The sequence below is a fragment of the Tritonibacter multivorans genome, from assembly GCF_001458415.1.
In the GTDB taxonomy this organism is placed as follows: domain Bacteria; phylum Pseudomonadota; class Alphaproteobacteria; order Rhodobacterales; family Rhodobacteraceae; genus Epibacterium; species Epibacterium multivorans.
In genome coordinates, this window is sequence record NZ_CYSD01000043.1 from 166,687 (window position 1) to 188,663 (window position 21,977).

The following is a 21,977-nucleotide window of genomic DNA, read 5'->3' on the forward strand; positions in this document are numbered from 1 at the left end:
CGAGATAAAAACAAATGGCTTCGGACAGACAGAATCTTCAGGACGCATTCCTGAATCACGTTCGCAAAACCAAAGTCCCGGTGACGATTTTCCTGATCAATGGTGTGAAACTGCAGGGTGTCATCACCTGGTTTGACAACTTCTGTGTCCTCCTGCGCCGCGATGGTCAGTCGCAACTCGTGTACAAACACGCGATTTCGTCTATCATGCCGGCACAACCAATCAGCCTATATGAGGGTGAAGACTCCAATTGATGGAGCACGAAAGGAAGCGAACCCGCGCCTGGGTTCTGCATCCGGACATCAAATCTGATAGGGCGCGCCGCGATCCCGAGGCCGCCCGCGCGGAAGCTGTGTCTCTTGCGGCAGCTTTGCCCGATCTCGATGTGATCGGGTCAAATGTTGTGCGCCTGCCAAAAGCGCACCCCGGCATGCTGTTCGGCTCTGGTAAGATCGACGAACTCGCCGCGATCTTGAAGGCCGAAGAGATTGAGCTTGTCCTGATTGATGGTCCGGTCTCCCCCGTACAACAACGCAATCTGGAAAAGGCCTGGAAGGTCAAACTTCTCGACCGTACCGGGTTGATTTTGGAAATCTTCTCTGACCGCGCGCGCACCCGCGAGGGTGTGTTGCAGGTGGAAATGGCAGCGCTCAGCTACCAGCGCACGCGGCTCGTGCGCGCCTGGACCCACTTGGAACGGCAGCGCGGTGGTCTTGGCTTTGTTGGTGGTCCGGGGGAAACCCAGATCGAGGCCGACCGCCGTGCCATTGACGAACAGCTGGTGCGCCTGCGCCGTCAGCTGGAAAAGGTGGTTAAAACCCGCACGCTGCATCGCGCCGCGCGGGCCAAGGTGCCCTATCCGATTGTCGCGCTTGTGGGCTATACCAACGCCGGGAAATCGACGCTGTTTAACCGGCTGACGGGCGCCGAAGTGATGGCCAAAGACATGCTTTTTGCCACGCTGGACCCGACCATGCGCCGCGTTGTGCTGCCCGATGGGCCTGAAGTGATCCTGTCCGATACAGTGGGCTTTATCTCGGATCTTCCGACCGAACTGGTTGCCGCCTTCCGGGCGACGCTCGAGGAGGTTCTGGCCGCTGATGTGATCCTGCATGTGCGTGACATTTCGCACGAGGAAACGGAAAATCAGGCGAAGGATGTGGAGGCCATTCTGGCCTCGCTTGGCGTGGATGAGCACCGCCCGCAGATCGAGGTCTGGAACAAGCTGGATCAGCTGTCTGACGAAGAGGCCGAGGCCTGCCGTCAACGGGCCGACCGTCTGGACGACCTGCACGCCATTTCGGCGCTGACTGGCGAAGGGCTTGACCCGCTGCTGGAAGATATCGCGACAAAGCTGCAAGGCGTACGCCGCGAAGAAGTCCTGACCCTTGGGTTTTCGCAAGGCCGCGAACGCGCCTGGTTGTTCAAGCAGGATGTGGTCCAGTCAGAGGACCAAAGCGAAGAGGGCTTTGTCCTCACGGTGCTTTGGACCGACAAACAGAAAGCAAAATTCGAGGCGCTCTGATCAGAGCGCCTCTTTTCTTTTGGGATTAGCGCGGGGTGATCTGCGTGATCCCCACGGCGGCGGCGCGCGCCAGCTCTTCATCCAGCGACATTGGAATATATTCGCCGCGGCGCCACAGCTGGGACATGTCATCGTAGTGGCGCGACAGGAAATGGCCCGACTGGCCGGTGGCCGCAATAAAAACAGAACTGTCTGGGTCGTCAAAATCATAGACGCCACGGTAGCTTGCTGAGTGAACGTTCTGATAGGGGTTTGGGCCATCGCCCGAGGTCAAACCGCGTTGCAATGTGTTGTCGCCGCCGCTGGTGGACTGGCGGATGTTGACAAAGAACCGCAGCAAGGGGACCTCACCCAGAACCGGATGGTCGTGAGTGGCCTGATGGGCATCCCCCCAGCGCAGCGCTTCCAGATTGCGGCCGTAGGTTTCCCCGAGTTCGACCAGCGCATCGTCCAGAGACAGGCGGGCCATGTCGGTGCAGCTTTCGGTGCGCGCGCTTTGCCGGATGTCACACCAGACGGCGGCCCCTTCGACATTTCGGAACACCCGTTCCAGAAACAGGGGGTCAACATGGCGATACGCATCCGCGAGCAGGCCTAGATCATCGGCGATCAGGCGTTTTTGCAAGGCCCGGATCCAGGCGGCATAGATCAACGGTTCGGGAAGATGTTCGTTCATCTCGCCATTCCATTCAGCCAGAAGCGCCAGCGCGTCGTGACGCAGGCGTTCGGGCGTGCCGTCGGGCGCTGCCTCTCCGCTGTACCACAGGTCCGCCCCAATCAGCGGCAGCAGGGTGCGCGCGGAATACGACACGGTGTCCAGTTGCGCCTCAATAAAGCTGTCCCGGGTGTGCACCTCGCGCGCCTGCATCAGGCGACGCCAGCGGTTGATGCGCTGGGTGTCGCCCCATTCAAAGGACACGTGGTTGGGAAAAGGGCGATCTACCGTTTTGTTGTTTGTATTGCCCAGAATGCCGCCGGTTGGCGCGACAAATTCCGGATTTGCAGCATAGTTGAACGTGCCGTTCCATTTGTTCTCGCGGCGCCAGCCGGGGTTGGGCAGGCGCCCCTGGCTTTGGTTTCGCGCGTCCCGGCGGGGCATGGCCCCCATGGTTTTCAACGCAATGGTGCTGCGGTCGGCAAGGGTCAGATTCTGGGACGGCGCGACAAATTTCTCGCCCGCTTTCAGACCATCCGCGACCGTCTGCGCGCGCATCAGATCCAGCGCTGCGGTCATAGAGGTGTCTTGATCGGACAGGGCGGTCCACGACAGGGACACCACATGGCCCGGCGGGGTGATCCTGTCCAGATCAAACAGCGAACCGGGCAAAACAGGGCCGTTCTCGCTCCAGCGCAGGGTCAGCGTAACGGGCGGCTGATCTTTAATCTGGATGATCGACGGGCGCGACAGGAATTTCTTGTGGCCCGTCGGGCTGAGGTATTCCTGCGGGTTGTCTGGATTCAGTTTTTCGATGAACAGATCCTGATCATCCAGATAAGAGGACGTCACCCCCCAGCCCATAACCTGGCTGCGGCCTGCGATCACGGCGGGCATGCCGGGAATGGTGCCGCCGATCACGCCGCCAGTCGCCAGTTCCAGCCGCGCCAGATACCAATATCCCGGCGCGGTCAGGCCAAGGTGCGGATCATTGGCAAGCAACGTGCCACCCGCAGCAGATCGGCTGGGGGCGGCCGCCCAGGCGTTGGAGGCCCCCGCAAGCCCGCGCGGTGCAACGGGCATCCAGGGATCTTCTGGGCTTTGGGCCTGTGCAATGCGCGGCAGTTCTGGAAACAGGGCTGCATATTCCGGCAGGGCTGTCACGCCCTTGCCCGGCGCATCCGGCAGGATATCGCGCAGGCGGTCTGGGTCCTCCAGCGCCAGTGCCGTTTGCGCCCGCAGGATTTCCTCGCGCATATGGCCGGACAGCTGCAGCGCCATCAGCTTCATGATGGCCAGACTATCGGCGGGCTGCCACGGGGCGATTGGCATATTGACGAGGAACATCTCGGGCGCGCCGCGACCAAGGGCCTGTTCATTGATCTCCAGAAGGCGGGCGTTGATACCGGCAGAATAGGCCTCGAGCGCGGCCATGGTCGCAGGCGACTGGACCGCGACAGAGCGTTGGGCCAGACGGTACATGTCAAGGCGCCGCAGGAAACTGTCGGTTTCAACCGTGCGGGTGCCAAAGACTTCGGACAGGCGGCCCTGAACGGTGCGGCGCAAGACAACCATCTGCCACAGGCGATCCTGCGCATGGGCATAGCCGAGGCCAAAATAGACATCTTCGTCACTGGCGCCAAAACTGGGGAAGATATGCGGCACATTGGCATTGTCGCGCACAATTTCGATCGGGGCTGTGGGCCCGGGCAGTGCGATGGTCTTGTCGTATTCCGGCAGGGACTGCGACGCGAGGAAATAGACCAGAAGGACACCCGCAAGACACAGCAGAATCGCCCCGGCTGCAATCCGCAGGAGCCACTTAAAGAGCAGGCGCATGGTGTTCTATTCCCTCGATTTTTCTTGCTGTTGTCGCATGGGGAGATTGCGCTTTGCAATCGCCCTGTTAGGGTTGCCGCAACCATAGGCGAAGTTTCAATTAGGGAAAAGAGAGGGGGCACCGACAATGGCAAAAGTGGCGTTTCTGGGACTTGGGGTCATGGGCTATCCGATGGCCGGTCATTTGCAGGCAGCGGGCCATGAGGTGACTGTTTACAATCGCACAACCGCAAAGGCCGAAGCCTGGTCCGCAGCGCATGGCGGACGCTTTGCCCGCACACCGCGCGAAGCGGCCGAGGGGACAGAGTTTGTGATGTCCTGTGTCGGCAATGACGATGACCTCCGGTCCGTTTGTGTCGGTGAGGATGGCGCATTTGCGGGCATGTCGGCGGGGGCTGTTTTTGTGGACCACACCACGGTCTCTGCCAAAGTCACCCGAGAGCTGTTTGATATCGCTGCGGAAAAAGGCATCGGCTTTGTCGATGCGCCGATCTCTGGCGGGCAGGCCGGGGCCGAAAACGGTGTCTTGTCCGTGATGTGTGGCGGCGAAGAAGACGTTTACGGCAAAGCCGAACCTGTGATTGGCGCCTATGCCCGGATTTGTCGTCGTATTGGTGACAGCGGCGCGGGTCAGATGACCAAGATGTGTAACCAGATTGCCATCGCGGGGCTGGTGCAGGGCCTGAGCGAGGCGCTGCATTTTGCCGAAAAAGCCGGTCTGGATGGCCGAGCAGTGGTCGAGGTGATCAGCCAGGGCGCTGCGGGCAGCTGGCAGATGGCCAACCGGTCTGACACCATGTTGGACGATCATTTTGATCACGGCTTTGCCGTCGATTGGATGCGCAAGGATCTGGGCATCTGTCTGGATACAGCGGATGAAACCGGGGCAAGCCTGCCGGTCACTGCGCTGGTGGATCAGTTCTACAAGGATGTTCAGAAGATCGGTGGCGGGCGTTGGGATACGTCATCCCTGATTAAACGTCTGCGCGCACTGGACTGATTAAACACAAAAAAACCCTCCCGAAAGGGAGGGTTCTCGCCACTCAAGACGCACCGATCAGGGAATGATGCGTGTGTATTTGATGCCTTCGACAGTGGCGCCAATGCGCAGACCGGCCTGGCCAAAGACGGCGGCGATCACCGGGGCGGTCAGCGTGTTGGAATCTGCGGTAATTGAATTGCCTTCGTCGCTGATGACATATTCCAGATCAGCGCCCGCCGCCCAGCCAGAGGACCGGCGGAAGTTCGCAAGCGCGTCCTGAGTCATGAAGAACAGAACATGCGCATATTGCTGCGCGCCGATCTGTAGGCCAGCATTGCCTTTGATCGCGGAGTAATAATCCACGGTCACATCATCAATGCGCAGCGCACCACGGCCGAAGGCACCGCCAAAGACAAATCCGGCTTCGGTGACCAATGGCATCACCAGCATACCCGCTGCCTTATTGGACAGGTCAATGGTGCTGGGATATTGGCTGTACATTTGGTTCAGCGTGGCATCCACGCGGGCGTCCAGGGTGCTGGCATTGGTATTGCCGACGCCATTGCCGCAGGCGCTGGTCACACCAGCGGTTGCAAGCGCGCCAAAGGCAAATGCCCGGCGGGACATGATTTTAGGGGTCTGACTGCTCATTTTTTTGTCTCTCGTGCCTGTCGAGGGGGATTTCTGTATTGTTTATTGCCCCATACCATATGCGCAAAAAACCGCTCTGTCATCCTTGCCGGAGTTTTGATGCGCGGGTTCCTGCTGCCACGGCGGAGCTGGGACAGAGGTGGGCTGTCTGGCCTAGCCGTTCAAGATGCGAGCGGCTGCCGGGGCGAAATAGGTCAGAACCCCGTCACAGCCCGCGCGTTTGAAGGCCAGAAGGCTCTCCATCATCACCGTTTCGCCATCCACCCAGCCGTTCTGGGCGGCAGCCTGGATCATCGCGTATTCGCCAGACACCTGATAGGCAAAGGTGGGGACCTGAAATTCGGTTTTTACACGGTGGCAGATGTCCAGATAGGGCTGACCCGGTTTCACCATAACCATATCGGCGCCTTCGCTGAGGTCGCGCGCAATCATCCGCATGGCTTCGTCTGAATTGCCGGGATCCATCTGATAGGTTTTCTTGTCACCCTTGAGTGCGCCAGACGCGCCGACCGCATCGCGAAACGGCCCATAATAGGCCGAGGCATATTTGGCGGAATAAGACATAATCGTCACGTTCTGGTAGCCGCTGCTTTCCAGCGCCTGGCGCAGGGCACCAATGCGGCCATCCATCATGTCAGAGGGGCCGATAATGTCAGCGCCGGCCTCTGCCTGCGCCAGTGTCATTTTCACCAGCGCCTCAACGGTTTCATCATTGCGGATTTCCCCATCAATAACAAAGCCATCGTGGCCGTTGATATTGTAAGGGTCCAGCGCGACATCGGTCATGATCGCAATGTTCGGCGCGGCCTGTTTGATGGTGCGGATGGCGCGATTTGTCAGGTTCTCGGGATTCCAGGCCTCTGCGCAATCGGCGGTCTTCAGGCTGGGATCTGTATAGGGAAAGATGCAGATGGCAGGTATCCCCAGTGCCTCTGCCTCGCGGGCGGCGTCTGTCAGTTTGTCAATCGACCGACGCACCATGCCGGGCATGGAGGCGATTGGCTCCTCGATGCCTTCACCCGCACGCACAAACACGGGCCAGATCAGGTCATCCACCGTCAGCGTGTTTTCCCGAACCAGCGCGCGTCGGGCAGGGCTTGCACGCAGACGGCGTGGGCGGGCGTGGGGAAAAGGGGCTTGGACTGGCGGCATATTCGATACTCGCGTGATCAGGAGATATGCACTTGGTGGCATGGAATGCCGCCGAACCTCAAGAGCAATGCCGCTTGCGAATGCCCCCCTGAGTAGGAATGTCGCGCTTGCCTTTGAATTCAGAGATCTAGCTCTTGTGTCAATCGGGTGTGCATTGGATATAGAGTAGGATTTCCGGAACCGGTCCTTCACGCGAAGTGGGCGGTGAAACCACCGGGTAGAACACTTGCACAAGATGGGGCCGCGCGTGGACCTGATTGATTTCCTGACCGAGATGATTGATCTGCGGTCTTTTTCTAATCTCTGGTATTGGATCGGGCTGGCGGTTCTGTGGTCCTCGGCCAGTCACTGGGTGCTTGGTGTTCCCTTTGATCTGATCGCGCGAGCCGGTCGCAAGGGCGGTCAGGTGGCGATTGATCTGGAACTTGCTGTCGGCGTTCAGGTGCGGCGTGCCTTGCATATTGCTGAGTCTGCGGGAAATTTCCTGATCGCCTTTGTGTTCTTTGTGCTGACCGTGCTGGTTCTGCTTGGGTTTGTTTATGGGGTGGAGTTTGCGCAGGCGGTCTTTCTGATGATGTGCCCGATGTCGCTGGTCGGGGCGATGAACCTGCGCACTGCGCGTCAGATTGTGGGTCTGGATCTGTCTGGCGACGCTTTGCGCAAACTGCTGTTGCGCACGCGGCTTAAAATCCAAATGCTGGGGTCTATCTCTATTTTTCTGACGGCCTGTTGGGGCATGTATCAGAACCTGCTGACAGGGGCGCTCTAGGCGCGATTGCCCACTGACATGAGCCGCGCGCGTTGCGGCGCAAGGAAAGGAACAGCGCAAATGGCGCAGAACACTTTGGTCATGGGCGGCGCGCCCGAGGGCTTTGATGCGCGGCTTCTGCTGGCAGAGGTCGCCAAAACTGGCGCGCCGGTGGTGCATGTGGCCCGTGATGACAAGCGGATGGAGGCGATGCGCGCCGCGCTTGCGTTTTTTGCGCCGGATATGCCCGTTGTCATTTTCCCCGGCTGGGACTGTTTGCCCTATGACCGGGTGTCGCCCAATGCCGATATCGCGTCTGCCCGGATGGCAACACTGGCGGCGCTGGTACATCAGATGCCGTCGCAGTTCATTTTGCTGACCACCTTGAACGCGGCAACCCAACGGGTGCCTGCGCGATCCGTCCTGCGCGAAGCCGCCTTTACCGCCCGCGTTGACACCCGCGTGGATGAAGAAGCGCTGCGCAAGTTCTTGGTTCGTATGGGTTTCACCAAAGCGCCGTCTGTGATGGAGCCGGGCGATTATGCGGTGCGTGGCGGTATTATTGACATCTTTCCGCCGGGCGAAAGCGGTCCGGTGCGGTTGGATCTGTTTGGCGATGTTCTGGACGGTGCACGCCGGTTCGACCCGGCCACCCAGCGCACCACCGAAAAGCTGGAAGTTGTTGAGCTGGCGCCGGTGTCCGAGGTTATTCTGGACGATGCGGCGATCACCCGGTTCCGCCAGAACTACCGGTTGGAGTTTGGCGCCGCAGGCAATGACGATCCGCTGTACGAAGCCGTGAGTGCCGGGCGCAAACATCAGGGGATGGAGCATTGGCTGCCGTTCTTCCACGAAGACCTCGAGACGCTGTTTGACTACCTGCCCACCGCGAGCATCACGCTGGACGATCAGGTGACGCCTGCGCGTCTGGCGCGGTGGGACACAATCGCCGACCAGTATGAAACCCGCAAAGTTGCGATGCAGGCCAAGGGGCGCTTGGACAGTGTGTATAAACCCGTGCCGCCGGGGTTGCTGTACCTTGATGATAGCGCCTGGGAGGTCGCCATTGCCGACCACCGCGTGATCCAGTTCCACCCGCTGCCGCAGGCCTCTGGCCCCGGTGTGGTGGATGCCGGCGGGCGGATTGGCCGCAATTTTTCGCCCGAGCGGCAACTGGAAAGCGTCAGCCTTTTCGGGGCCTTGGTCGATCATGTGAAAGCAAAGCTGCAAAAGGGGCCGGTGCTGATCGCGTCCTATTCCGAAGGCGCGCGTGAACGGCTGACCGGTCTGATCGAAGACGAAGGCTTGGCCGAAGCGATCCCGGTGATGGATGGCACCCGGCTGGGGAAATCCGGTCTGCATCTGGCCGTCTGGGCGCTGGAGCATGGGTTCGAGACGCCGGATATGACGGTGATCTCGGAACAGGATGTGTTGGGGGATCGCCTGATCCGCGCACCCAAAAAACGCCGCAAGGCCGAAAATTTCCTGACCGAAACCCAATCTCTGTCACCTGGCAATCTGGTGGTTCATGTGGACCACGGAATTGGCCGTTATATGGGACTGGAAGTGGTCACCGCTGCGGGCGCTGCGCATGAGTGTATTCTGTTGGAATATGCCGAAAACGCAAAGCTTTACCTGCCGGTGGAAAACATTGAACTCCTGTCCAAATATGGCCATGACGAGGGGCTTCTGGACCGTCTCGGTGGCGGTGCCTGGCAGGCGAAGAAAGCCAAGCTCAAGGAACGCATCCGCGAGATGGCGGACCGGCTTATTCGCATTGCTGCGGAACGCGCCCTGCGTAAAGCCCCGGTTATTGATCCACCGCCTTCGGCCTGGGAAGAGTTCTCGGCCCGTTTCCCTTATCAGGAGACCGAAGACCAGCTGCGCGCCATTGGTGATGTGATGGACGACCTGCACTCCGGCGCGCCGATGGATCGTCTGGTCTGCGGCGATGTGGGCTTTGGCAAGACCGAGGTCGCCATGCGCGCGGCCTTTGTGGCGGCGATGTCGGGCCTTCAGGTTGCCGTGGTCGCTCCAACCACGCTGCTGGCGCGCCAGCACGCGGCAGGCTTTGCCGAACGCTTCCGGGGCTTTCCCTTGGAAGTCAGGCAGTTGTCCCGATTTGTTTCCACAAAAGAAGCGTCCGAGACCAAAAAAGGCATGGCGGCGGGCACCATTGATATTGTCGTTGGCACCCATGCGTTGCTGGCCAAAAACGTCAAATTCCAGAACCTTGGTCTGCTGATCATCGACGAAGAGCAGCATTTCGGCGTGGCGCACAAAGAACGCCTCAAGCAGCTGCGCAGTGACATTCACGTGCTGACGCTGACCGCGACGCCGATTCCACGGACCCTACAGCTGAGCCTGACCGGCGTGCGCGATCTGTCGATCATTGGCACGCCACCGGTGGACCGTCTGGCGATCCGCACCTATGTCAGCGAATTTGACGCGGTGACCGTCCGCGAGGCGCTGCTGCGCGAACATTATCGCGGCGGGCAGAGCTTTTATGTGGTGCCGCGCATTAAGGATCTGGCGGAAGTCGAGGATTTCTTGAAACAACAGCTGCCAGAGCTGACCTATGTGGTCGCCCATGGTCAGCTGGCTGCCGGAGAGCTGGATGACCGGATGAATGCCTTCTATGACGGCAAATATGACGTCCTGCTGGCAACCACGATTGTCGAAAGCGGTCTGGACATTCCAACAGCGAACACCATGGTGGTACATCGTGCGGATATGTTTGGTCTTGCGCAGCTTTATCAGATCCGGGGGCGCGTGGGGCGCTCCAAGACGCGCGCCTATGCCTATCTGACAACAAAACCGCGCCAGCGCCTGACCGACACAGCTGAAAAACGCCTGCGTGTGCTGGGCTCGCTCGACACGCTGGGAGCAGGATTTACCCTTGCGTCCCAAGACCTTGATATCCGCGGTGCAGGTAACCTGTTGGGTGAAGAACAATCGGGCCAAATGCGCGATGTCGGTTATGAGCTGTACCAATCCATGCTGGAAGAAGCGATCGGTAAGATCAAATCGGGCGAGCTTGATGGGCTGACCGATGGTGATGACCAATGGGCGCCGCAGATCAACCTGGGTGTTTCTGTTCTGATCCCCGAGGACTATGTCCCGGATCTGGATGTGCGTCTGGGGCTCTATCGCCGACTGTCGTCGCTGACCACCAAAGTCGAATTGGAAGGCTTCGCCGCTGAACTCATCGACCGCTTTGGCAAATTGCCCAAAGAGGTGAACACCTTGATGCTGATCGTTCGCATCAAGGCCATGTGCAAGAAGGCGGGTATTGCCAAGATGGATGGCGGGCCAAAGGGCGCGACCATTCAGTTCCACAATGACAAGTTTGCCTCACCGCAGGGGCTGGTGGAGTTCATTCAGGCGCGGAATGGGCTGGCCAAGGTCAAAGACAATAAGATCGTTGTGCGGCGCGACTGGAAGTCGGATGCGGATAAGATCAAAGGGGCCTTTGCCATTGCCCGTGATCTGGCCGAAAAGGTTGTCGCCGAGAAGAAAAAAGCCAAGGCCAAGTAACCCCGGCCTAAAGCTCACAAAGAAAAACCCCGGTCCGCAAAGGCCGGGGTTTCTTTTTGTCTTAGGCGGCTGCCGTGTCTTTTGCCTCGGCGCGGGCCAGTGCCAGCATACAGAGGAACCCAAGCGCCACATTGACCAGCACCCCGGCAACCAACGGCACGATGGTGCCGTTGAACATCAACCCCGTGGGCGCGGCGATCAGCGCGGACAGCACGGTCGACACGGCGCCCATAACAGAGGCACCGATCCCGGCAATATGGCCCAGCGGCTCCAGCGCGATAGAGTTCAGGTTGCCCATGGTCACACCGATCATGAAAAAGACGGTAACCTGCCAGACCAGGAACAGTGGGAAGGCGGCGGCGCCAAGATCAAACTGTGTCGACAGCAGCATGAGCATGCTGCCAACGGTCTGAAGCCCCAGCGACCACGTCACAACTTTGCGCATGCCCACACGGCCCACAATCCGCGCGTTCACATAGGAGGCAGAGCCCGCAAGCAGTGCAACGCCCATGAACCAGAACGGAAAGGTTTCGGCCTTGTCGAACACCTTGTCATAAACGGGCTGCACCAGAACGATCATGGTGAACAGCATGCCCTGACACAGCGCCAGACACAGCAGCGGCAGGCGGAACGACGGGTATGTGGCCATTTCCTGAATGGCGGACCAGATCAGCGGGGCAGACAGCGGGCGACGGTCCTCTTTGGCAAGTGGCTCCTCAATACGGAAGCACGTCCAGACGGCAATGATCGCACCAAAGATGGCAAAGCCAATAAAGATCGCACGCCAGTCGGCCAGCCAGATAATACCGGTGCCCAGAAGCGGCGCAAAGGCAGGAACCACGGTAAAGATCGTCATCGCCAGCGAGATGATCCGCGCCATATCGCGGCCAGAGTACAAATCACGGACAATCGCCACGCCCACAACCCGCGGCGCGGCAACGCCAAGGCCCATTAGCACACGGGTGATCAGGATCATGTCCAGCGACTGGGCAAAATAGCCCGCGATGCCGCCAACACCATAAAGCGCCAGCCCCCACAGCAGAACAGGCTTGCGGCCAAAGGCGTCAGACAGGGGGCCGGTAAAGAAGGTGCCTATCCCCATACCGAGGATAAAAGCAGAGATGATCAGCTGCGCCCGGTTCGGATCACTTGGGCTCAGGCTGGCGCCAATATCGGGCAGGGCCGGAAGAATGGCGTCGATGGAAAAGGCGATGCAGGCGAACATCATTGCAATCAACACAACGAATTCACCTTGGGACGGGATCGTCCGGCGGGGGGTAGTCATATTCGGAACCTCTGGAAACTCCGTGCGCAGATGATGCTGCCTACGGAAGATGGCTGCGCTAACATGAATTGCAAGCGAACGAAAGGTCCGAGCCCCCCTGAAGGTAAAGCAAATGCCAAGAACCAGCGGCCAAATAGGCCACTGGGACGCGGCTATGCGTTAGGCGTTTGGCTCTTCGTCCGTCACGGGGGGCTGATCCGCAAGCTGCGCCTGAATGTCCGCGATGACCTGTTTCCACAGCTCGGGCTTTTGCGCACCCGGAACGGCGTGCTGGTTGGCAACGATGAAGGTGGGCACCGAGGAGACACCCATTTCACGGGAATGGGCATCGCGGCCCTGGATCAGCTCTGCGTCTGCATCGCCGGACAGAAGACGTTCGACCATGGCGCGGTCCAGACCGGCCTCGGCTGCGATGTCCAGCAGCACGTCAACCGCGCCAATGTCCTTGCCATCCTCGAAATAGGCTTTGAACAGCGCATCAACCACGGCGGTCTGTTTTTCTTCCAGACCGGCCCAGTGGATCAGGCGGTGGGCTTTCATCGTATTCGGGGTACGCGCAATGCCTGCAAGGTCAAGCGTCAGCCCCGCAGCTTCGGCGTGTTCGGCGATCTGGGCATAGACTTTGACGGCATTTTCCTTGCCGCCGAACTTCTGTTCCAGATAGTCGCGACGATCCATGCCCTCGGCTGGCATATCGGGGTTCAGCTGGAAGGGATGCCATTCAATGACAAAGGGGTGATCTTCGGCCTCGGCCAAGGCCTTGTCGAGGTGCGTCTTGCCAATATAGCACCAAGGGCAGATCGGGTCGGAAAGAATGTCGAGTTTGACTTTCTGGATCGGGCTCATGTGCGATGTCCTTCGTATAATGCGGGCAGGGCGCGGCGGCGGAGCTTGCCATTGGGGCCCAGCGGCAGGGCCTCGACGCGCTGATAGGTCTTGGGCTGCTTGTAATCGGCCAGCCGGGATTTGGCAAAGTCACGAAGCACCTCTGCGGTCAACTCTTTGCTACCGGAATAGAACCCAACAATGATCTGCACGTCTGGCTTCACCTCAATGGCGGTCACGGCAAACTGGGTCAGATGCGGGCAGGTGGCCATTGCGGCCTCAACCTCGAGCGGGGAGACCCGGTATCCGCCCGCATTCATCATATCGTCGGCGCGTCCCAGATAGGTGACCTGCCCGTCAGCATCCATGGACCCGCGATCTCCGGTCAGGAACCATTCGCCCTGCATCCGTGCGCGCGTGGCCTCAGGCGCACCAAAATAGCCGATCATCAGACCGGGGTCGGTGCGGTGCACGGCAATCACACCGGGGTCATTCAACGGCGCTGGGCCATCGTCGCCAAGGATCGCCACACGCCGTCCGGTTTGCGGCTGACCAAGGCTGGATCCCGCGCTGGGCAAATGCGGCGCGGCAGAGATAAAGGTTGAGCATTCCGACATGCCGAAGGCTTCATAGATCTCGCGGCCTGTACGGTCCCGCCACGCGGCGTGGAGCGCAGGGGACAGTTTCTCTCCGGCGGAAAGGCAGTGGCGAAGGCGTGGGAAGGCCAACGCGGCCTCCTGCTTCAGAATGTGGCGGTAAATACCCGGTACGCCTGCAAAAATGGTTGCCTCTGAACGATCGAGAAGCCTTGCGAGATCGCCAGGCTGCGTCCCGGCCTTCGGCACCAGAGCGGTCGCGCCTACAGTCAGCGGATCCATCAGGCCGGTGCCAAGGGTAAAGGTCCAGTTGAACGCCCCCGCGTGCATCATGCGATCATCTGGGCGCAGGTCATACCAATCGCGGATCATCATGCGTCGGGCCCAGATGGCGCGGTGCGCATGGGCGACGGCGCGCGGCCGCCCGCTGGTGCCAGAGGTATAGACAATATAGGCCAGATCATCCCGGCCACTGTTGTGCTGCGCGTGGGGTGTGGCTGTCTGTAGGCGGCGCAGTGTCTCGGTGGTCAAAATGCGCGGGTGCGCTGGGCACGACAGGTCGGGTTCATGCAGAATGGCGGCAGGGCCCAGATCCGCAATTATGCCCTGCACTTCAGGTTCGCTCAGCTGGCCTGAGGTGGGCACCGGGATCAAACCGGCCCAGATGGCGGCCAGAAATGCAATTGGGAAGTCCACAGTATTTCCAAGCCGCATCAACAGGATATCGCCCGGCGTGAAGCCTTCGTCCAGCAAGCCTGCCGCCAATCCGCGCACGGCGCGCGAAAACTCTGCCCGTGTCCAGACCTCGGTGGATTGCGCCCCCAGCACTTCGAGCGCGGGTTTGTCGGGGGACACATCCGCCTGCGTCAGCACATACTGCGCCAGGTTCAGGTGACATGGGCAGGGCGTCGCAGTGCCGCGGTCAAAGATAGAAAGCAAAGGCGGGTCTCCCTTTGGTTTTGCCGTGTTTTCTGCGGCTGGTGGCGCGACTGAGCGTTGCAAGCTGTCCGGGGCGGATTTATACCAGCTTCATGGATGAACGCGACCCCAAAAGCCTGATTTCCATTGCGCATGCAAATGGTGAAGAGACGGCCCCCGAACCTCTTGATCTTGGTGCACGTGTGCGCGAGCTGCGAAAGCAGCGGGATTGGACCCTGGAGCACGCAGCGCAGCAGGCGGGTCTTGCGCGCTCGACCCTGTCCAAGATTGAAAACGGTCAGATGTCGCCGACCTATGACGCGCTGAAAAAGCTGGCCGTTGGCCTGCAAATTTCGGTGCCTCAGCTGTTTACACCGCCGCAGAAAGATCAGGTGAACGGGCGCATGGTGGTGACCAAAAGCGGCGAGGGTGCCGCCCATGCCACGGCGACCTATGAACATGAAATGCTGGCTGATGGTCTTACCCGCAAAAACATGTTGCCCTATCGGGCGCGTGTGCGGTCGCGGTCGATGGATGAGTTCGACGGCTGGGTCCGTCATGACGGGGAAGAGTTTCTCTATGTGCTGACGGGCGTTGTGCGCCTTTACACCGAATTCTATGAACCCGTTGAAATGCGCCGCGGTGACAGCGCCTATTACGATGGGGCTATGGGTCACAATGTGGTGTCAGTCAGCGCAGAAGATGCGACAATCCTGTGGGTCACATCCCTTGCCTGAAGCAGGTGAACTCGCGTTCTGAATTTTAAGGTGTTTTAGCTGTGATCCAGCTCGCGGTGGAGGCTTTCCAGATACAGGAAGTCTTCCACTTCGGCGCGCGCTTCACTTTCGGTGATATGCTGTTTTTTGGCCATGAACCGAATGAAGCGGTCCAGGTCATCCGTCGGCAGATTGTCATCGAAGTTCTGGATAATCGGGAAGCGCTGCCGCAGGCGCGGCAGACACTTTCTTAGATCGGAGGCTTTCATGGGCTTGAACACGTCGGACAACCTCCGGTTTCACCAATCACACAGATTGCCGTCCATTGTAACAAAGAACCATAAAAAAGGAACTTGTTTTAGCTTCGCTTAATCCTTCGGCGGAAAAAGGCGAGGCAGGATCAGATGAGCGACACCGACGCCGATGATCTGCATCACAATGAACATAAAGATGTGACCCGGGTAAATCCCTGCAAACGTGTCAGAAAATCCGCGCGCAATGGTGACCGCAGGGTTCGCGAAGCTGGTCGAAGATGTGTACCAGTAAGCGCCCGTGATATAAAGCGCGACAAGCGTCGGCACGGCCTCGGCCCGAGATTTCAGTCCGCCAAAGATCACAAAAAGCAGGCCAAATGTTGCAATCACTTCCGAAAACCACTGCGCGCCGCCGGTGCGATGCATGGTTGCGGACGCCTGAAGGACAGGCAGATCGAACATGATGTGGCTGGCCCAGACCCCCAGAATGCCGCCCGCGACCTGAACGCCAACATAGGCCGGTGCGTCTTTCCAGGCAAAATCGCCGCGCAGGGCAAAAGCCAGCGTCACGGCTGGGTTGAAATGAGCGCCCGACACAGGGCCCAGCGTGGTGATCAGCGAATAGAGGATACAGCCAGTGGCAATCGCATTGGCGAGCAGCGCCAGGGCAATGTTTCCGTCCGCAAGGTTCTGGGCCATAATACCAGAGCCAACAACGCCAATCAGCAGGAAGGCGGTTCCGAGCCCCTCGGCGAGCAGTTTTTGCGCGCTCATAGGATGTCCCCAATGCGGGTGAGATGCGGTTTCAGCGCGTCTTTGCTCAGGGTTTCCAGCGGCAGGTCCAGAAACGCTTTTGCGCGCTTTTCCAGAATGTCAAACGCGGTGCGGAAGGCTGGATCCCAGTCGGGCTCGGACGCGGCAGCGGGGTCTTCTACGCCCCAATGGGTGCGCAGCGGTGCACCGGGCCACATGGGGCATTCCTCGTTGGCGGCCGACCCGCAAACGGTGACGACCAGATCCATGACCGGCGCGTCCTCAGTGCCAAATTCATCCCAGCTTTTGGACCGCGCATCTGATGTATCGTGGCCCTTTTCTCCTAGCAAAACAAGAGATTGCGGGTGGACCTTGCCCGAAGGTTTGGACCCTGCGGAATAGGCAGTGACGCGGCCCTGTCCCAATGTGTTCAAAAGGCTTTCCAGCAGAATAGAGCGCGCCGAATTACCGGTGCAAAGCACAAGAATATTCATGAGTGGTGGCTTTCCCTAAAATATCAATCCGTGAGTGGGGTGTTGAGGCTGTGAGTGGTGGTGTCTGGCCCCGGCTTGGCGCGGCCAATATCATCGAGCTGGTGCTGCAATGACATCTTGTCGAGCGTCTCAAATGGCAACGCGACAAAGGCTTTGAGGCGGTTCAGAAGCAACCCGTAAGTTTGCTGAAACGCGAGGTTCTTTTCGGCTTCGGTGCCTTCGACACTGGCCGGGTCCGGCAGCCCCCAATGGGCCGACATGGGCTGGCCGGGCAATGTGGGGCAGACCTCGTTTGCGGCGTGGTCGCAAACGGTAAAGACAAAATCCATGTCCGGTGCCAGATCGGCGAATTCATCGATCGACTGGCTCGACAGATAGGAGGTGTCATAGCCTTTGGCTGTCAGCAGCGACAGGACCTCGGGCCGCGGGCCGTTGCCGGGCGTGGCGCCAGCCGAAAAAGCACGGAATTTGCCGTTGCCCAACTGGTTCAGAATGGCTTCGGCCAGAATGGAGCGGGCAGAGTTGCCGGTGCAGATGAACAAGACATTGAACGGCACTTGCTTGGACATGGTTACGTCTCCTTGAGGCTGAGCCGCCAGGCACACATCCGGCCGGTTCTGACAGCATCCCCCAAGGAGCGTGCCCATAAGGGCTGTCATGGCTTCGACATTGGCCTGATAGCGCAGTGAGGCGCCCTGGCGCTGCTGCGAAATCAGACCTGCTTGGCGTAGGTGGCCAAGGTAGGTCGAAGCGGTATTGGCCTTTAGATCCAGACTGCGCGAGATTTCCCCTGCGGGCACAAAGTCGGGAAACCGGCGCATAAGCAGGCGAAACAGGTCCAGCCTGTTTGGATGTGCCAAAGCGGCGAGCTGATCTGTGATCGTTAATTCCATATTTCATGAATATGTGAAATTATCGCGCGCGCCAAGTGATTTTTCCAAAAAAAAAACGGCCCGCGATGGGGCCGTTCTCCGGTGCTGGTTTAGGGGCTCTGGTGCCACCAGACTTCGGGCATGAAATAGTAGCCATCTCCATAGATCGGAAGGCGCATGGGATACCGCAGGCTGGCGTCATGTAGAATGCGGCTTTTTGAGTAATGCCAGATCGGGATGACATAGCGACCGGCGGTCAGGATCCGGTCCAGCGCTTTGGTGGCCGCGATAAAATCCTCCTGCGTGCGCGCCGACAGCATTGCGCCGATCATCGCGTCTGCAGCGGGGCTCTGGACGCCCATCAGATTCCGGGATCCTTGGGCATTGGCGGATTCGCTGCCCCAGTAGAGGTATTGTTCCGTTCCAGGGCTGAGCGACAGGGCGCGGCGCACAAAGGTCAGATCAAATTCGAACGCCGACTGCCGTTCCTGATATTGCGCGCTGTCGACCAGATCCACGGTCAGTGTGATGCCAAGCCGTTCCAGCGCAGGCGCATAGATGTCGGCAGCGCGTTGGACTTCTTCCTCGCCCAGATTGCCGTGTTTGATCAGCAGGCTCAGGTCCAGAGGTTGGCCATCGGCATTGCGCAGCACGCCGTCCTGCACGGTCCAGCCTGCGTCTTCCAGCAGTCCACGGGCCTTACGCAGGTTTTTGCGATTGCGTTCGCTGCCATCGCTCACCGGCAAGTCATAGCCCTCAAGCGTGCCTGCAGGCAGATCCGCCGCAAAAGGTTCGAGCAGCTCAAGCACCTTGCCAGTGGCGGGTCCATGATCCATCGCAAGGTAAGAGTTCGAGAAATACGACGTGATCCGGGGCAGGCGGCTGCCGGTGATCGTTTCATTGATGAACTCGAAATTGAACGCCTGGATCAGCGCTTCGCGGACTCGCCAGTCACTCAGAGCGGGGTGGCGTGTGTTGATCGCAATCCCGGTGATGCCCGAGGGTTTTTGATTTGGAATTTCCGTCTTGATCGCGCTGCCGTTTTGCACGGCTTCAAAGTCATAGGCGGTGTCCCACTTGTGGGCATTGAATTCTCGCATGGCCGACAGTTCGCCCGCTTTCAGGCTTTCGAACAGAACGGTCTGGTCGCCAAAGAAATCCAGTTTGATTTCATCCAGGTTGTTGGTGCCACGCCGAAGGGGCAGATCTTTGCCCCAATAGTCCGGATTGCGCATAAAGGTGACCTGGCGGCCGAATTCAAAGTCTTTGACGCGGTAGGGACCGGTGCCGATGACTTCTTCGTTGGACGGTGCGTCGGCAAAGCTGCGGCCGTCCCATTGTGCCTTCTTGAGGATCGGGCGCAGCCCTGCGATCAGGGCCAGCTCGCGGTTGTCACCGTCAAAGGTCAGCCGCACGGTGCGATCGTCCACAGCCTCGATGCTGGAAATCTGCGCCCACAGCCCGCGATAGCGCAGGTTGCCCTCGGTGCCGAGTGTTTCATAGGACCAGATCACGTCCTCAACCGTGACCGGGCTGCCGTCCCAGAACGTGGCTTCGGGACGCAGGGTGAATTGGACCCAAGACCGGTCTTCGGCAGTCTCGATGCTTTCTGCCAGCAGACCATAAAGTGTGAAGGGCTCGTCAAAGGATCGGCCCATCAGCCCTTCATATCCCCAGAACCGGATCTGCCAAGGGGGCGTGCCTTTCTGGACAAAGGGGTTCAGAGTGTCAAAGCCGCCCGTGTTGCCAAAGACAACGGCGCCGCCCTTCGGGGCGTCGGGGTTGACGTAAGGGAGGGCATTGAAATCGGCCGCAAGGGCTGGGTCGCCGTACATGGCAATGCCGTGGCTTGGGGCTGCAAGCGATTCGGATGCTGCCACTGCAGAAGACGCCAAGAGGGCGATTCGGAGCAGGCCGGGGCGGAGGCGGGTGAAAAAACTTTGTCTCACTGTCGGGTAAATCCTGTTCTCGTCCTTATTTTCAGGGCTAGGCCACGCTAACTTCGCCTTTCCGAGAATTCAAACTTTTAGCTTGGATGGGCGCTGGAAATTGCTTATAACGGAGTCACTGCTCGATAGGTTTCTTGCCTGTATGAAACCTGCCTCAATGACTGAACGCCGGCCTTGCGCCGGCGTTTTTTTTGTGCGGTTTTTCTGAACTATTCATTTTTCAACATCGATGGCCCCGACGCCAGTGTTGTGCAGGGTATCCCGACCGTTTGGCGGGAGTGCTCAGAATCTCTTCGCCCCGGAGGGCGATCAATTACACGTATCGTTTGGGATGTGCTAGTGACTTTGCACGTGCAGAATGAAAATATATCCACAGGTCATTTCTGGGAGAGGTTGAATGGCAATTGAATGGTCGCTGGCGGGCAAAACCGCTGTTATCACCGGGTCGAATTCGGGCATTGGTCTGGGTATTGCGCAGCAATTGGCGAAGGCAGGCGCAGATGTGGTTCTGAATTCCTTCACGGACCGCGACGAAGATCACGCGCTGGCGGCTGAGATCGCCGCTGATTACGGTGTCACTGCGCGCTACATCAAGGCCGATATGTCCAAGGGCGACGAATGCCGGATGCTGATCGAAAAAGCGGGTCGTTGCGATATCCTGGTGAACAACGCTGGCATCCAGCACGTGGCTCCGATTGATGAGTTCCCGATGGAGAAATGGGACGCCATCATTGCGATCAATATGAACTCTGCTTTCCACACGACGGCAGCGGCTTTGCCCAAAATGCGCGAAGCAGGCTGGGGCCGGGTGATCAATGTGGCCTCGGCCCATGGTCTGACGGCGTCGCCCTTTAAATCGGCATATGTTGCGGCAAAACATGGGGTGGTGGGCATGTCCAAAGTCATCGCTCTGGAAACCGCCGAGGAACCCATCACCTGCAATGCGGTGTGTCCGGGCTATGTGCTGACCCCGCTGGTCGAGGCCCAGATCCCTGACACGATGGCCAAATACAATATGGGCCGCGAAGAGGTGATCAAAAAGGTCATGCTGGAGCGCCAGCCCAGTCGGGAATTTGCGACCGTTGAGCAGCTGGGCGGCACTGTTGCCTTCTTGTGTTCGGATGCGGCGGCGCAGATCACCGGCACCTCGATCAGTGTTGATGGCGGTTGGACCGCACTTTAATGACGCAAGCCAAAGGGTTGGACTGACATGGTAAAGAAGATCAATCTGGCCCTGCAAGGTGGAGGCGCCCATGGTGCCTTTACCTGGGGCGTGCTGGACCGGTTTCTGGACGAAGATGATCTGGAAGTCACTGCCATCACCGGCACCTCCGCAGGCGCTTTGAACGGTGCGGCGTTCAAGGCGGGTATGGTCAATGGCGGGCGCGACGGCGCGCGTGCGACGCTTGATAAACTCTGGGCCCGTATGGGCGCGGTTGGCGATATGCGGATGAACCATTGGATGACGGGTCCGATGGTCAATGCGCTGCAGTTTTCGCCAATTGAAACCGTGAGCCAGATGGTCTCGCCCTATCTTTATGGGCCGTTTTATAAAAACCCGTTGAAACCTGTGGTCGAGGCTTTTGATTACCGCCGGGTCTGCGCGGACGAAGGGCCGGAGCTTTATATCTGCGCAACCGCGGTGCGGACAGGAAAGGTGCGCGTTTTCTCGGGCGATGAGATCACCACGGATGCGGTCCTGGCCTCGGCCTGTTTGCCCAATCTGTTTCAGGCGATCGAAATTGACGACCCGGAAACGGGCCGCATGGAGGCCTATTGGGACGGCGGCTACACCGGGAACCCCGCGCTGTTTCCGTTGTTTCGCAAACATTTGCCGGATGATCTTTTGGTGGTGAATATCAACCCGTTGGAACGCGATGAGATCCCCAAAGCCCCTCATGAGATTTCCAACCGGGTAAACGAGATCAGCTTCAACTCCTCGCTTTTGCGAGAGCTGCGCGCGATTTCCTTTGTGCAGCGGCTCTTGTCAGAAGGGGTGATGGAGCAGGGGCGGATGAAGGATATTCGCGTCCATATGGTGTCCGATGATGAACTGATGACCCAACTGTCGGTGACCACAAAGATGATCCCGATCCCACGGGTGCTGAACCAGCTAAAAGCGGCTGGCCGCAAGGCGGCAGATGGGTTCCTGCAGGCGCATAAAGGTGACGTGGGTCATCGCCAGACCGCCGATCTACAGGCAATGTTTGGATAAAGGAAAGCCCG

At 59.1% G+C, this 21,977-nt stretch carries 19 protein-coding genes; 8 read left to right on the forward strand and 11 right to left on the reverse strand.

The window, feature by feature from the left end; genetic code table 11:
• The first annotated feature begins 14 nt into the window (after positions 1-14).
• Both hfq and hflX read left to right on the forward strand, forming a co-directional pair.
• Positions 15-254, forward strand: a complete 240-nt coding sequence (hfq, locus tag TRM7557_RS18905) for an RNA chaperone Hfq (RefSeq protein ID WP_058291788.1) — start codon at positions 15-17, stop codon at positions 252-254.
• Complete coding sequence (gene hflX / locus TRM7557_RS18910) at positions 254-1,525, forward strand: GTPase HflX (RefSeq protein ID WP_058291789.1); 1,272 nt, start codon at positions 254-256, stop codon at positions 1,523-1,525. The genes hfq and hflX overlap by 1 nt, the downstream gene beginning before the upstream one ends.
• Before the next feature lie 25 nt (positions 1,526-1,550).
• On the opposite strand, the gene TRM7557_RS18915 is transcribed toward hflX, so the two are convergent.
• Entirely contained in the window at positions 1,551-4,019 is a 2,469-nt protein-coding gene (locus tag TRM7557_RS18915; protein ID WP_058291790.1) for a penicillin acylase family protein, read from the reverse strand.
• Positions 4,020-4,146: 127 nt separating this feature from the next.
• Here TRM7557_RS18915 and TRM7557_RS18920 point away from each other — a divergent pair, with 127 nt between their 5' ends.
• Positions 4,147-5,019 carry an NAD(P)-dependent oxidoreductase gene (locus tag TRM7557_RS18920; protein ID WP_058291791.1) on the forward strand — a complete coding sequence of 291 codons (873 nt, stop codon included), beginning with the start codon at positions 4,147-4,149 and terminating at the stop codon, positions 5,017-5,019.
• Positions 5,020-5,076: 57 nt separating this feature from the next.
• Here the strand turns inward: TRM7557_RS18920 and TRM7557_RS18925 are convergent, their stop codons facing one another.
• Complete coding sequence (locus tag TRM7557_RS18925) at positions 5,077-5,652, reverse strand: lipid-binding SYLF domain-containing protein (RefSeq protein ID WP_058291792.1); 576 nt, start codon at positions 5,650-5,652, stop codon at positions 5,077-5,079.
• A gap of 153 nt (positions 5,653-5,805) precedes the next feature.
• On the reverse strand, positions 5,806-6,804 hold the full coding sequence (gene hemB / locus TRM7557_RS18930) for a porphobilinogen synthase (protein ID WP_058291793.1): 999 nt from the start codon (positions 6,802-6,804) through the stop codon (positions 5,806-5,808).
• Between the two features lie 247 nt (positions 6,805-7,051).
• On the opposite strand from hemB, the gene TRM7557_RS18935 reads away from it, so the two are divergent.
• Both TRM7557_RS18935 and mfd read left to right on the forward strand, forming a co-directional pair.
• On the forward strand, positions 7,052-7,573 hold the full coding sequence (locus TRM7557_RS18935; RefSeq protein WP_058291900.1) for a hypothetical protein: 522 nt from the start codon (positions 7,052-7,054) through the stop codon (positions 7,571-7,573).
• A 60-nt stretch (positions 7,574-7,633) separates the two neighbouring features.
• Positions 7,634-11,089: a transcription-repair coupling factor gene (gene mfd, locus TRM7557_RS18940; protein WP_058291794.1), complete on the forward strand. Its 3,456-nt coding sequence runs from the start codon at positions 7,634-7,636 to the stop codon at positions 11,087-11,089.
• A 61-nt stretch (positions 11,090-11,150) separates the two neighbouring features.
• Here mfd and TRM7557_RS18945 read toward each other — a convergent pair whose 3' ends face one another.
• The 3 genes from TRM7557_RS18945 to TRM7557_RS18955 form a co-directional block, all read right to left on the reverse strand.
• Positions 11,151-12,374: a multidrug effflux MFS transporter gene (locus TRM7557_RS18945; protein ID WP_058291795.1), complete on the reverse strand. Its 1,224-nt coding sequence runs from the start codon at positions 12,372-12,374 to the stop codon at positions 11,151-11,153.
• Between the two features lie 159 nt (positions 12,375-12,533).
• Positions 12,534-13,220 (reverse strand): DsbA family oxidoreductase, encoded by a 687-nt coding sequence (locus TRM7557_RS18950; protein WP_058291796.1) that lies wholly within the window; start codon positions 13,218-13,220, stop codon positions 12,534-12,536.
• A complete protein-coding gene (locus tag TRM7557_RS18955) occupies positions 13,217-14,734 on the reverse strand; it encodes a class I adenylate-forming enzyme family protein (RefSeq protein WP_058291797.1) in 1,518 nt (505 codons plus the stop codon). The genes TRM7557_RS18950 and TRM7557_RS18955 overlap by 4 nt, the downstream gene beginning before the upstream one ends.
• A gap of 92 nt (positions 14,735-14,826) precedes the next feature.
• On the opposite strand from TRM7557_RS18955, the gene TRM7557_RS18960 reads away from it, so the two are divergent.
• On the forward strand, positions 14,827-15,450 hold the full coding sequence (locus tag TRM7557_RS18960) for a helix-turn-helix domain-containing protein (RefSeq protein WP_058291901.1): 624 nt from the start codon (positions 14,827-14,829) through the stop codon (positions 15,448-15,450).
• 35 nt (positions 15,451-15,485) lie between these two features.
• On the opposite strand, the gene TRM7557_RS18965 is transcribed toward TRM7557_RS18960, so the two are convergent.
• The 5 genes from TRM7557_RS18965 to TRM7557_RS18985 all read right to left on the reverse strand — a co-directional run bounded on the left by TRM7557_RS18965 (position 15,486) and on the right by TRM7557_RS18985 (position 19,751).
• Positions 15,486-15,698, reverse strand: coding sequence for a hypothetical protein (locus tag TRM7557_RS18965; RefSeq protein WP_058291798.1), 213 nt, complete (start codon positions 15,696-15,698; stop codon positions 15,486-15,488).
• Positions 15,699-15,797: 99 nt separating this feature from the next.
• Positions 15,798-16,457, reverse strand: a complete 660-nt coding sequence (locus TRM7557_RS18970; protein WP_058291799.1) for an aquaporin — start codon at positions 16,455-16,457, stop codon at positions 15,798-15,800.
• The gene (locus TRM7557_RS18975; protein WP_058291800.1) at positions 16,454-16,930 is read right to left on the reverse strand and encodes an arsenate reductase ArsC; all 477 of its coding nucleotides are present in this window, start codon (positions 16,928-16,930) and stop codon (positions 16,454-16,456) included. The genes TRM7557_RS18970 and TRM7557_RS18975 overlap by 4 nt, the downstream gene beginning before the upstream one ends.
• Before the next feature lie 23 nt (positions 16,931-16,953).
• Entirely contained in the window at positions 16,954-17,823 is an 870-nt protein-coding gene (locus tag TRM7557_RS18980; protein ID WP_058291801.1) for an arsenate reductase/protein-tyrosine-phosphatase family protein, read from the reverse strand.
• Between the two features lie 89 nt (positions 17,824-17,912).
• Complete coding sequence (locus TRM7557_RS18985; RefSeq protein WP_058291802.1) at positions 17,913-19,751, reverse strand: extracellular solute-binding protein; 1,839 nt, start codon at positions 19,749-19,751, stop codon at positions 17,913-17,915.
• Positions 19,752-20,148: 397 nt separating this feature from the next.
• Here TRM7557_RS18985 and TRM7557_RS18990 point away from each other — a divergent pair, with 397 nt between their 5' ends.
• Together TRM7557_RS18990 and TRM7557_RS18995 are read left to right on the forward strand one after the other, a co-directional pair.
• Positions 20,149-20,934 carry a 3-hydroxybutyrate dehydrogenase gene (locus TRM7557_RS18990; protein ID WP_058291803.1) on the forward strand — a complete coding sequence of 262 codons (786 nt, stop codon included), beginning with the start codon at positions 20,149-20,151 and terminating at the stop codon, positions 20,932-20,934.
• 27 nt (positions 20,935-20,961) lie between these two features.
• On the forward strand, positions 20,962-21,966 hold the full coding sequence (locus tag TRM7557_RS18995) for a patatin-like phospholipase family protein (RefSeq protein ID WP_058291804.1): 1,005 nt from the start codon (positions 20,962-20,964) through the stop codon (positions 21,964-21,966).
• Positions 21,967-21,977 lie beyond the last annotated feature (11 nt).